Consider the following 12,256-nt stretch of genomic DNA (forward strand, 5'->3'; position numbering starts at 1 on the left):
ACCATTCTCAGGACACCGCCATGCTGAAAAAACTCCTCGTTCTGCTGTCCCTGTGCTGCGCCGCACTGGCCTACGCGGCTGTGGATGTGAACCAGGCCAGCGAGGCCGAACTCGACGGCATCAAGGGCATTGGCCCGGCCATGTCGGCCCGCATCCTGCAAGAACGCGAGAAGGCCCCGTTCAAGGATTGGGCCGATCTGATCGAGCGTGTGCAGGGCGTGGGCGAAGGCAGCGCGGCCAGGCTTTCGGTCGAGGGCCTGCGCGTCAACGGCCGCAGCTTCAAGAAGGCCAAGGCCCCCAAGACCCCGCGCAAGCAGCGTGAGGCCCAGCAGCCCTCCGCAGCACCAAGCGCCCAGCCGCCCGCAGTACCGGCCAGCGCAGCCCAGTAGGCCCGCATCCATTGCTATATTTTTAATAGCTGCTAGCGCTTACTGGACGGGCGCTGCAGGCCATTTTCATTTGAATTTTTCTTGCTCGGCAGAACCGCTCAGATGCTGCCGAACCCACCCCCTCCGGGGGTCTGGATCTCGAACACATCGCCTGCGCCCATCTCCACCTGGGCGATGTGGCCCAGCTTCTCTACCCTGCCATCGGCACGCAGCACGCGGTTGATGCCCGGCTGGCCGCTGCGCCCCCCGGCCATGCCAAAGCCGCCCTCGCGGCGGCCGTTGGACAGGATGCTGGCCGTCATCGGCTCCAAAAAGCGGATGCGGCGCACGCCGCCATCGCCCCCGCGCCAGCGCCCTGCCCCGCCCGATGCCTGGCGCAGCGCGTAGCTCTCCAGCCGCACCGGAAAGCGCCACTCCAGCACCTCGGGGTCGGTCAGGCGCGAATTGGTCATGTGCGTCTGCACCACGCTGGTTCCGGCAAAGCCACCCACCAGCGCGCCCTGGGCGTCGAACACGCCCCCGGCGCCACTGCCGCCGGCAATGGTCTCGTAGTACTGGTAGCGCTCGTTGCCGAAGGTGAAGTTGTTCATGGTGGGCTGGCTGCCCGCCATCACGCCCAGGGCACCGAACAGCGCGTTGGTGACGGCGGTGGAGGTCTCCACATTGCCCGCCACCACGGCCGCCGGGTGGCGCGGGTTGAGCAGCGAGCCTTCGGGGATGTGCACACGCAGCGGCTGGAGGCAGCCTGCGTTGAGCGGGATGTCGTCGTCCACCAGGCAGCGGAACACGTACAGCACCGCCGCCATGCACACGGCACGCGGGGCGTTGAAGTTGTGGTCGTCCTGTTGCGCACTGGTGCCCGCAAAGTCGATGTCGGCGCTGCGGTCTTCGGGGTGCAGGCGCACGGCCACGCAGATGCGCGCGCCGTTGTCCATGGCCAGCTCAAAGTGGCCGTCGTGCACATGCGCCGCCAGGCGCGCAATGGCGCGGCGCACGGCCTCCTCGGCGTTGTCCTGCACATGGCGCATGTAGGCCTGCACGGTGGCCAGACCGAACTCCTGCACCATGCGGCGCAGTTCCTGGGCGCCTTTCTCGTTGGCAGCGATCTGGGCGCGCAGGTCGGCCAGGTTCTGTTGCGGGTTGCGGCTGGGGTGGGGGCCGGATTTCAGCAGGGCCAGCATCTCTGCATCGCGCAGCACACCGCCTTCGACCAGGCGGAAATTGTCGATGCGCACGCCCTCCTCTTCGATGTGCCTGGAGAACGGCGGCATGGAGCCCGGCGTGGTGCCTCCCACGTCGGCATGGTGGCCGCGGCTGCCCACATAGAAGTGCGGGGTGCGCGCGGTGCCTGCGCCTGCGCTGTCCTCGTCCAGATAGACCGGCGTGATCACCGTGATGTCGGGCAGGTGCGTGCCGCCCTGGTAGGGGTCGTTGAGCACGTACACATCGCCCGGCCGCATGCAGCCCGCGTTGCGCGCCATCACGGCCCGAATGCTCTCGCCCATGCTGCCCAGATGCACCGGCATGTGCGGCGCATTGGCGATGAGCTGGCCCTGTGCGTCGAACAGGGCGCAACTGAAGTCCAGCCGCTCCTTGATGTTGACCGAGTGCGCCGTGTTCTGCAGTTGCAGACCCATTTGCTCGGCAATGTTCATGAACAGGTGGTTGAACACGGCCAGCAGCACTGGGTCGGCATGGGTGCCTGCGGCCTGCCGGGCGGGGCGCGGGGTGCGGCGCTCCAGCAGCAGGTCGTTGAGCGCCGTGACGCGCGCCTGCCAGCCGGGCTCGACCACCGTGGTCGCTGTCTGCTCGGCCACGATGGCCGGGCCCTCCAGCCAATCGCCGGGGCGCAATTCCTCGCGCTGGTACAGGGCGGTGTCATGCCAGGCGGGCTGGCCGTCGGTGCCGGTGCTGAACATGCGCACCGTGGCGCGCTGTGGCGCCTGGCGCGGCGGGTGCAGCACCGCCGGGGGCTGCGCGGGGCGATCACCCGCCTGCACGGCCTCGACCGACACCGCCTCCACCACCAGGGCCCGGTGCTGCATCAAAAAGGCGAAACGCTGGCGGTAGGCTGCCTCGAAGGCTGCGCTGAGTGCCGCCACGGCGGCATGTCCGTCGTGCAGCAGGCCGGAGGGCGCATCGACGACCAGCGCGGTGTCCGAGCCTTCGTAGCGCACATGCACGCGGCGCAACACCTGCACCGCACCCTGCCCGCCATGTTGCTGCGCCAGTTCGTCCTGCGCGGCATCGGCCAGTATCTGCAAGGCCGCCTGCACGGCAGGCCAGGCCTGGGCGGACAGCGGCAACTCCACGGTCTGCTCGCGCAACAGGCTTTGGTCCGCCAGGCCCATGCCGTAGGCCGACAGGACGCCCGCCATGGGGTGCACCAGTACCTGCGACATGCCCAGTGCATCGGCCACCAGGCAGGCGTGCTGGCCGCCCGCGCCACCAAAACACTGCAAGGTGTAGCGCGTGACGTCGTAGCCCCGGGCAATGCTGATCTTCTGGATGGCGCCTGCCATCTGCTGCACGGCAATCTGGATGCAGCCGTGGGCCGTGTGTTCGGGCGATAGGCCGGTCTGCGCTGCCAGCGCCCCCATAAGCTGGCGCACGGCCTGGGCATCCAGCGCCTCGTCGGCCCCAGGGCCAAACACCTGCGGAAAGTACGCGGGCTGGAGCTTGCCCACCAGCAGGTTGGCATCGGTCACCGTGAGCGGGCCGCCGCGCCGGTAGCAGGCCGGGCCGGGCTGGGCGCCCGCGCTGTGCGGCCCCACGCGCAGGCGTGCACCGTCGAAGGTGAGCAACGAGCCGCCGCCAGCGGCCACGGTGTGGATGGCCAGCATGGGGGCGCGCATGCGCACCCCGGCCACCTGGGTCTCGAACGCGCGCTCGAACTGGCCTGCGTAGTGGCTCACGTCGGTACTGGTACCACCCATGTCAAAACCGATCACGCGGTCATGTCCGGCCTGCTCCGCCGTGCGCGCCATGCCCACGATACCGCCCGCTGGACCGGAGAGCACGGCGTCCTTGCCCTGGAAGCAGTGGGCATCGGTCAGGCCGCCCGAAGACTGCATGAACAGCAGGCGCACGCCCGGCATGTCGGCAGCGATCTGCTCCACATAGCGGCGCAGGATGGGCGAGAGATAGGCATCGACCACGGTGGTGTCGCCCCGGCTGACGAACTTCATCAGCGGGCTGGTGGCATGCGAGGTGCTCACCTGCGTGAAGCCCGCGGCACGCGCCAGGCGTGCCGCCGCCTGCTCGTGCTGGGCAAAGCGGTAGCCGTGCATGAAGACGATGGCCACGCTGCGCAGGCCCGCGTCGTAGGCGGCCCACAGACGTTCTTTCAGGTGCTCTTCATCGAGCGGCTCCACCACCTCACCGCGCGCGCCCAGGCGCTCCTGCGCCTCGATCACCCGTGCGTACAGCAGTTCGGGCAGCACGATGTGGCGGTCGAACAGCCGGGGGCGGTTCTGGTAGGCGATGCGCAGCGCGTCGCGAAAGCCCCGCGTGGTGACCAGCAGCGTGGGCTCGCCCTTGCGCTCCAGCAAGGCGTTGGTGGCCACGGTGGTGCCCATCTTCACGCACTCCACCAGCGCGGGGGTGATGGGCGCATCGGGCGCCAGGCCCAGCAGGTGGCGCATGCCCGCCACGGCCGCGTCGCGGTAGTGACCGGGGTTTTCGGACAGCAGCTTGTGCGTGACCAGGCTGCCATCGGGCCGCCGCCCCACGATGTCGGTGAAGGTGCCGCCCCGGTCGATCCAGAACTGCCAGCGTGCTGCGAGGGACTGAGTTTCCATGGGCATAGGTCGCTATGTTTTTTGTAGCTTATCGCGCTTACAGAATGGGCGCTGCAGGCCATTTTCATTCAGAACCGCCAAGCACCTCGCGTCGCCATGGACAATAGCGCCATGCTGAACGTTCTGTCCATCTGCATTGGCGCCAGCCTGGGGGCCTTGGCGCGCTGGCGTCTGGGGCTGTGGCTGTCCACGCCGGGCAGCCTGCTGCCCTGGGGCACGCTGGCGGCCAATCTGGTGGGCGGCTACCTCATTGGCGTGTGCGTGGCGGTATTCCAGGCCCTGCCACACCTGGACCCGGCCTGGCGTCTGGCACTGGTCACGGGCTTTCTGGGAGCGCTGACCACCTTCTCCAGCTTTTCGGCCGAGGTGGTAGCCATGCTGCAGCAGCAGCGCTACCTGCTGGCCTGCACCACGGTGGGCCTGCACCTGGCGGGTTCGCTGCTGATGACGGTGCTGGGACTGCACAGTGCTGCGTGGGCGCTGTCGGCGGCCGGCCGTTGATCCGCAAAGTACCCTGCTGCGCTCAAGCCCAGCGCAGTTGCAAAGGCAGGCGGGCAAAGCCAATGGCCGGGTAATGCGCAGGCTCTGGCGCCTGCGCGGTCGGTGCCAGCGAGGCCACCGCCGCCAGCAAGGCGCGCAGCGCCACACCCAATTCCATGCGCGAGAGCGCCGCACCAGGGCACACGTGGATGCCCGCGCCGTACAGCAGGTTGTCCTGCGGGTTGCGGCCCCAGCGGAATTCACCGGGCGCCTCGAACACGCGCGGGTCGCGGTTGGCCGATGTCCAGTGCAACGTGATGCGCCCCCCGGCCGGAATCTGGCGCCCCGCCACTTCCACCGGGCAGGTGGCCACACGCCGGTTGGTCACCAGCGGGCCATGCAGGCGGAGGATTTCGTCGATGGCTTCTGGCTGCCGGGCGGGCTCGGCGCGCAGGGTGGCCTGCAGGTCGGCATGCTCGGCCAGCCACTGGGCCAGGATGCCCACCGCGGCAGCAATGGTGCCGATCTCGCCCACCGTCCAGTTGCGCAGGATGCTGGCAATGGCATCGGCCCCCAGGGGCTGGCCCAGCACCGTGGCGTGCATGAGCGAGGCCGTCACATCCTGCTGCGGATCGGCGCCGCTGGCACGGCGCTCGTCCAGCATGCGCGCCACAATGCCCTCAAACTGCGCCGCCAGCGCATCGAGCGCGGGCCGGTCCTGCGCCAGCGTGGCCGCGTGGCTGCGGGCCGACCATTCGGTCAACTCGGCCTCCAGATCCATGGGCCAGCCCATGAACGCGCACTGGATGCGCACAGCAAACGGCAGCGCAAAGGCAGCCACCCAATCCACCTCCCGCCGCCCTTGCAGCGCCTGCAACAGTTCTGCCGTGATGCGCTCGCACACGGGGCGAAAAGCCTCCACCCGTTCCTGCGTGAAGTAGGGCTCGATCAACGCACGGTACGCCGTGTGCTCGGGCGGATCCATGCCGTTGGGCACCGCCACATGGCGCGACACCACGTTGCTGAAACGCTCATGGTCTTGCAGGATGCGCAGCACATCCGCATGGCCCAGCACGGACCAGTGCAGCATCTCGCTGTAGGCCGCACCGTGCTGGTCACGCAGGTGGTCGTAGGCAGCGATCTGGTCTTGCTGAACGGCGTCGCTGCGGGGGTTCCAATCAGGGGTGGGGGCTATGGTCATGGTGTGGGTGGGGTCTGCCGGAGGGTGCACACATTCGGTGACAAAGTATGACCCAATTCCCACTGCAGACGACACCGGTCCCTGCACTGGGATGAGGGACATGGCAGCGCACTCCCCCCTCCATTCATCGCTATGTTTTTAATAGCTAATAGCGCATGGTGGAAGGGCGCTGCAAGGCATTTTGTGCCTAGAATGCCATCACCATCAACCACCAGACCGCTGGGCTGTAGAACCTACCCGTTGGCAGCCCCATAGGAAACACGGAGTCCCACCATGGAAGCGAACACCCAACTCAATGAACGCCGTCTGGCCGATGCCTGGGAAGAACTGCACGCCCACGCCAACAACGGCAACCCCTTGCTGGCCGATTCCAACCGCATGGCCTTTGCCGATCCGGAGTTTCTGTTCCGGCGCGAAACACGCGGCATCCGCTTTCAGTTGGAGATGCTCAAGCCCGACATCGGCCAGAGTGCCCAGGGCATAGAGAACACCATCGTCGTCTATGGCAGCGCACGCTTTCAGTCCCCAGAGGACGCCGCAAGCGCCCTGACGGCCGCCCAGGCCAGCGGCGATGCCGAGCGCGTGCGCCTGGCCGAACGTGCCGCGCGCAACGCCCGCTACTACGAGCAGGCTCGCCAGTTCGCCCGCCTGGTGGCGCGCTACAGCAACGCACAGGAACCCGCCAACCGCATCCACATCTGCACCGGCGGCGGCCCCGGCATCATGGAAGCCGCCAACCGAGGCGCGCACGACGAAGGCGCACCCAACATCGGCCTGAACATCACCCTGCCACACGAGCAAAGCGGCAACCGCTTCATCACGCCCACGCTGAGCTACAAGTTCCACTACTTCGCGCTGCGCAAGATGCACTTCATGATGCGTGCCAAGGCACTGGTGGCGTTTCCGGGTGGTTTTGGCACCCTGGACGAATTGTTCGAGGTGCTCACCCTCGTGCAAACCCGCAAAACCAAGCCAGTCCCGGTCATCCTGTTCGGCACCGAGTTCTGGAAGCGGCTGATCGACTTCGACTTCCTGGTAGAGCAAGGCACCATCTCCTCCGCAGACTTGGGCCTGTTCCAGTACACCGACGATCCGCAGGAGGCCTGGGATCGGATTCGGGGGTTCTATCAGCTCTGAGTCAACGGATGGGCGTGGTCGGGATGATGATGATAGGGCCGATAGGAATGATAGGAATGATGGGACGGATCGGCCGTATCGGTACAACCGGTGTTGTGGGTGTTGTGGGTGTCGTCGGATCCACGGGGCCCGTGGGAGTACCGGGCTGACGCCCTCCTCCTGGATTGGTAGGCACCACTGGAACACCCGGGGTTGTAGGGTCCGTCGGTTGCCTGCCTCCACCAGGATCGGTGGGGATCAATGGATCGCGCGGCACGACAGGATTGGGCTGTTGTGGAGTGGTGGGCAATGGGCGGTTCTCCAGCAACACCGCGCCATAGGTGCCATCCGGCAATATTTGCTCCCCCACTTGCAGAGACGCTCTCGGCAACGGCAACGGCAGCAGCGCCCGCGTATGGATGTACACAGGCAACTGATGCGCAGACAAAACGCGTACTGCTTCACGCGGTTTGACCTCGACACAGCCAGCCTCGGTGCACACATCGATGGTGTTGTGCTCGCCAGAGATCTCCACTTCACCCTCGGCATTCAGGTACACCTTGAAGGCCGTACCACGAATCCCCACCACTGCAGTGGGAGTTGTTACCTGGTAATTTTGTGGGTTGCGCTGGCCAATCTTTCCTGTCACGGCACGCAGCGCACCCTGCAAAAAGCGAACAGCCAAACGATCTTCACCGCCTCCCGCCTGAGCGCTGTCGCTGTACGCACCAATGGATATTTGCGACTGAGGATACAGCGCCATGATCCCGCCATCGGTGTAGCGAATCTGCGCCTGCCCGGCCGGCCCACTGCGCAGCACATCCCCAACCTGAACCTCTGCACCCTTGACCACGTCCTGTGCACGGCCACCGCGATCGAGCTGTACCTGCCCTGCCACAAACTGCACCTGCCCAGCCGCTGCAGCCAGGGCGCGGTGACCTGCCAAACCCAGCACAGCCACCAGCACCAAAACGATGGGGGCTCTGGGCATCAATCGCTTTTCCGCGGTCATGTCGTGTCTCCGGGTAGGGTCCAGCGCAAGCGGTCAGAATTCTCGGCGCACGGTGATGGAAACTTGTCTGCGTTGGTAGGCGAAGATGGGCACGGTGGAGTCCACATCCGTCCACTCCACCAAAGGTGTGACGCGCCACCCGGTTGCGGGAATCCACGACAACCCCAGAGCGAGCCTCCATTGCACGTCCCTGCGCTGGAGTGTAAAAAACGGATCCACCGACCCAAAACGCCGCCGCTCGGCATCCACATTGGCAAACGCGGCCCAACGCGGGTGCAGCATCCACTGCCCACCCAAACGAGCCCCCATCAAACGGTGCCCAAGGTCATCCACACCGTCTCGGCGCGGTGATTCCTCGCCTGCATACACCCCCAGGTACAGGGTGCTGCCGCTGCGCAGCACCATCGCATGGCTCACGCCAGCCACGGTGCGGCGCACATCCCGCAGGCGCTGACCGGGGTAACGCATCTCCAACGACTGGACGAATGCGCCCCACTGGCGCAGACCATCCAGCCGGTGGATCCATTCCCCCTGGATCCCCGCCGTGCCGCGCACCTGCCGATCATCGCGTGCCTCGTGCACACCGCGCGCACTCACAATCCATTCGTGCCGGTTGGAGCGCCAGGCCACGCCCAGGTGGCCGTCGGCATCGCTGGGTTCGAAGGCCTTCGCCGCGCTGCCGTAGTGGCGTGCAGCGAGGTATCCCCCCCCCACCACAGACCATTGGGGTGTGAGGTGATAGCGTCCACGCAAGGTCAAGCCCAGCGCTACATAGCTTGCCGAGCGCTCCCAGGCGGCAGGATCAACGATCCAGGCGGGTACACCGAGAATCTGCGGTGCGCCCACGCTGCGATCCAACCCCGCGTTGACATTGGAATCATGCCCAAACCCCAGATCGAGGCTGCCATGCCACGAAGAACGTCCGCCATGGCCCGGTCGGTCGTACGAATACAGGTGCTGGTCGATGCTGCGCGCCGCATCCACCGCCATGCTGCGCTGGCGAACGGCTTCGGGCAAGGCTTGCAAGCCATGCCTGTCTCCCAGGATCTGCAACAAGCGCGCATGCGCATCCTGAGCCAGCAGGTTGTCGGGCTGAAGCAACAACACACGCTCCCAGGCAAGCAAGGCACGGGTGTAAAGCCCCGCAGCTTCGGCTGCGGATGCCAAGGCCTGGTCAAATGCGGTGTCTCCCGCACGCACCGCCTCCTGCGCATCCAGCAAAGAAAGAGCCTCCTGCGCTGCACCTTGTTGCTGCAGTGCATGGGCTTGGTCCAGCAACCCATCGGCCAGAGCTCCCCCGGCGGCCGCCAGTGCCACACTGCCCAGCGCTGCGGCACGCAACGCGCACCACAGATTTTTCTTCCACTTGGTTTGCCTCATGCGGACCCCTTTCGCAAGGACTTTGCCAATCTACTCCGATTGGGTCATTTCGCAAGCCCCCCATACCCTGCTGTTCAGCTGTTTTACGCACTGTGTGTCAACTCACGCAGGCGGCAGGGTTTCTGTGGATTCCTCCTTGGCCCTGTCCACCAGCGCCGCTGGCAAGGCCTTGGTCGGCTTGACGCCCAGTTCACGCAGCATCTCGGCCTGGCGGATCACGTTGCCGCGGTTCTGGCTCAGTTTCTTGTGGGCGTTGGTGTAGGCGTCCTGGGCCTGGGTGAGGTTCTTGCCCACGCGCTCCAGGTCTTCGACAAAGCCTACCAGGCGGTCGTAGAGCTCGGCGCCACGCTGGGCGATTTCCTGCGCATTGCGGCTCTGCGCCTCCTGGCGCCAGAGGTGGGCCACGGTGCGCACCACGAACAGCAGTGTGGATGGGCTCACCAGCAGCACGTTCTTGTTCCAGGCGTCGCTGTAGAGCTGGCTGTCGGACGTGACGGCGAGCATGAACGCGGGCTCGATGGGCACGAACATGAGCACGAAATCGAGCGATTGCAAGCCGTGCAGTTGCTGGTAGTTGCGCTCGGCCAGGCCTTTGATGTGCTGGCGCACCGATTCGAGGTGGCGGCGCTGCGCCGCTGCGCGTTGCAGGTCATCGTCGGCACTGGCGTATTCCTCGTAGGCCAGCAGCGAAACCTTGGCGTCCACCACCAGGTGCCGGTTCTCGGGCAGGTGGATCACCACGTCGGGCTGGGCGCGCGTGCCGTCGTCGCGCTGGTGGTTTTCCTGCACGTCGTATTCCACGCCCCGGCGCAGACCGGCGAGCTCCAGCACGCGCTCCAGGATCAGCTCGCCCCAGTTGCCTTGCGCCTTGGTGGAGCCTTTGAGCGCCTGCGTGAGGTTCTTGGCATCCTCGCTCAGCACCTGGTTGAGCCCCATGAGCTGGTGCACCTGCTGGCTCAGGGCCGAGCGCTGCTTGCCCTCGGCGTCGTAGAACTGCTCGACCTTGCCCTGGAACTCCTGCAGGCGCATGCGCAGCGGGTCGAGCAGCAGGCCCAGGCTCTGCTGGTTCTGCTCGGCAAAGCGCTTGCCTTTTTCTTCGAGGATGTCGTTGGCCAGGCTTTTGAACTGGTGCGTGAGCGCCTCGCGCGCCTCGTTCAGGAGCTGGAGCTTTTCCTGGGCGGCGCGGCGTTCGGCGTCGAGTTGCATGGCCTGGGCGGCGAGCTGGCTTTGCAGGTCGGCCACCTGCTGGCGCGCGGCCTGCGTGAGCGCTGCCTGCTCATGGCACTGGGCTTCGAGCCCCGGCACGCGGGCGGCCCGCTCGGCGAGCTGGGCGCGCTCATCGCGCGCGGCATCCAGCGCCTCGCGCCAGCTGTCGGCCTGGGTACGCAGTTGCTGCAGCTCGGCCAGCAACCCGGCGCGTTCGGCCTCCAGCCCGCGCACGCGCTCCTGCGCGGTGGCGATCTGGGTGTTGGCCGTGGCCTGGGCTTCCATCAAGGCCTGGGCTCGTGCTTGCGCGACGGCCTGCTCCTGCTGCGCCTGGGCCTCGCGCCGGGCGCGGGCCGCACCCCAGAACCCACCCAGGCCCAGGGCGGCCAGAACCAACAAGGCAGCGGCCAGTATGGCCAGGGTTTCAATGGTCACGGATTTGCTTCCAATTTGATAGCTGATGGCGCTTGCTATATGAGCGCCGGAGCCCATTTTCGCCTAAGAACTTGTCCGTAAATTATTTGGTGCCACGCAGCGCTCTTTTCGGGATGGAATGCAAGGCGCGGTGCGCAGCCAATAGCCCCGCTATGGGCCAGCGCCGCAACGCCGCAGACCGCCCGAAAAGAGCACTGCGTGGCACCAAATAATTTACGGACAAGTTCTAAGTAGATGGCGCGATGGTGCGCACTGCGGGAGTATTCACGGGAGTCAGCGGCCCGCGCCCGTCGAAGAAGGCGATCAGGTTGTCCGCCGCCAGATTGGCCATGGCCAGGCGCGTGCCGACCGTGGCGCTGGCGATGTGCGGCGTGAGCACCACGTTGGGCACCTCCAGCAGGCCCGGATGCACCTGGGGCTCGCCCTCGAACACATCCAGACCGGCTGCCGCGATACGCCGCTCGCGCAGCGCCTGGGCCAGCGCGGCGTCGTCCACGATACCGCCGCGCGCGATGTTGACCAGGGTGGCCGTGGGCTTCATCTGCGCCAGCTCCGCCGCGCCGATGGTGTGGTGCGAATCGGCCGTGTAGGGTAGCACCAGCACCACATGGTCGGCCGTGCGCAAAAGTTCTTCCTTCGAGACGTAGCGCGCCTTGCACTCGGCCTCCAGCGCAGGGGCCAGGCGCGAGCGGTTGTGGTAGACCACGTCCATGCCAAAGCCGTGGGCCCCACGCCGCGCAATGCCTTGCCCGATGCGCCCCATGCCGATGATGCCCAGGCGGGTGCCGTGCACCTCGGCACCCGCGAACATGTCGTAGCTCCATCGGTTCCAGCGGCCCGCGCGCAGGTAATGCTCGCTTTCCGTCACGCGCCGGGCCGTGGCCATGAGCAGCGCAAAGCCGAAGTCGGCCGTGGTTTCGGTCAGCACATCCGGCGTGTTGGTGCCCTGCACGCCGGCCGCCGTCATGGCGTCCAGATCGAAGTTGTTGTAGCCCACGGCCATGTTGGCCACGATGCGCAGCCGCGGGCAGGCGACCAGAAGGCTGCGGTCGATGCGCTCGCTGCCGGTGGTGAGGGCTCCGTCCTTGTCCGCCAGGCGTGCCGCCAATTCAGCCGGTGACCGGAGGACATCTTCCTGGTTGGACTCCACCTGGAAATGGAGCGAGAGGTGCTCGACCACTTCAGGAAAAACGGCACGGGCAATCAGGATGCGGGGCTTGGACATGGGCTGCCTTGT

9 protein-coding genes are annotated in these 12,256 nt (G+C 66.4%); 3 read left to right on the top strand and 6 right to left on the bottom strand.

The features are described 5' to 3' along the window. Nucleotides 1-20 precede the first annotated feature (20 nt). Nucleotides 21-389, top strand: a complete 369-nt coding sequence (locus MJ602_RS07540; RefSeq protein ID WP_243020208.1) for a ComEA family DNA-binding protein — start codon at nucleotides 21-23, stop codon at nucleotides 387-389. A 98-nt stretch (nucleotides 390-487) separates the two neighbouring features. Here MJ602_RS07540 and MJ602_RS07545 read toward each other — a convergent pair whose 3' ends face one another. Then, a complete protein-coding gene (locus MJ602_RS07545) occupies nucleotides 488-4,189 on the bottom strand; it encodes a hydantoinase B/oxoprolinase family protein (protein ID WP_423246693.1) in 3,702 nt (1,233 codons plus the stop codon). 111 nt (nucleotides 4,190-4,300) lie between these two features. On the opposite strand from MJ602_RS07545, the gene crcB reads away from it, so the two are divergent. Continuing rightward, entirely contained in the window at nucleotides 4,301-4,690 is a 390-nt protein-coding gene (crcB, locus tag MJ602_RS07550) for a fluoride efflux transporter CrcB (protein ID WP_243020210.1), read from the top strand. A 22-nt stretch (nucleotides 4,691-4,712) separates the two neighbouring features. Here crcB and MJ602_RS07555 read toward each other — a convergent pair whose 3' ends face one another. Beyond that, nucleotides 4,713-5,870, bottom strand: coding sequence for a cytochrome P450 (locus MJ602_RS07555; RefSeq protein WP_243020211.1), 1,158 nt, complete (start codon nucleotides 5,868-5,870; stop codon nucleotides 4,713-4,715). Nucleotides 5,871-6,143: 273 nt separating this feature from the next. Here MJ602_RS07555 and MJ602_RS07560 point away from each other — a divergent pair, with 273 nt between their 5' ends. Beyond that, the gene (locus tag MJ602_RS07560) at nucleotides 6,144-7,007 is read left to right on the top strand and encodes an LOG family protein (protein WP_162016405.1); all 864 of its coding nucleotides are present in this window, start codon (nucleotides 6,144-6,146) and stop codon (nucleotides 7,005-7,007) included. A gap of 1 nt (nucleotide 7,008) precedes the next feature. Here MJ602_RS07560 and MJ602_RS07565 read toward each other — a convergent pair whose 3' ends face one another. The 4 genes from MJ602_RS07565 to MJ602_RS07580 form a co-directional block, all read right to left on the bottom strand. Beyond that, entirely contained in the window at nucleotides 7,009-7,998 is a 990-nt protein-coding gene (locus MJ602_RS07565) for a FecR family protein (protein ID WP_162016406.1), read from the bottom strand. Nucleotides 7,999-8,031: 33 nt separating this feature from the next. Continuing rightward, nucleotides 8,032-9,378, bottom strand: coding sequence for a surface lipoprotein assembly modifier (locus MJ602_RS07570; RefSeq protein ID WP_243020212.1), 1,347 nt, complete (start codon nucleotides 9,376-9,378; stop codon nucleotides 8,032-8,034). A gap of 102 nt (nucleotides 9,379-9,480) precedes the next feature. Then, nucleotides 9,481-11,019 carry a DNA recombination protein RmuC gene (locus MJ602_RS07575; protein WP_243020213.1) on the bottom strand — a complete coding sequence of 513 codons (1,539 nt, stop codon included), beginning with the start codon at nucleotides 11,017-11,019 and terminating at the stop codon, nucleotides 9,481-9,483. A gap of 226 nt (nucleotides 11,020-11,245) precedes the next feature. Continuing rightward, entirely contained in the window at nucleotides 11,246-12,244 is a 999-nt protein-coding gene (locus MJ602_RS07580; protein ID WP_243020214.1) for a 2-hydroxyacid dehydrogenase, read from the bottom strand. Nucleotides 12,245-12,256: the final 12 nt, after the last annotated feature.

Origin of the sequence: Simplicispira sedimenti, assembly GCF_022760965.1 — a bacterium.
Classification (GTDB): domain Bacteria; phylum Pseudomonadota; class Gammaproteobacteria; order Burkholderiales; family Burkholderiaceae_C; genus Simplicispira; species Simplicispira sedimenti.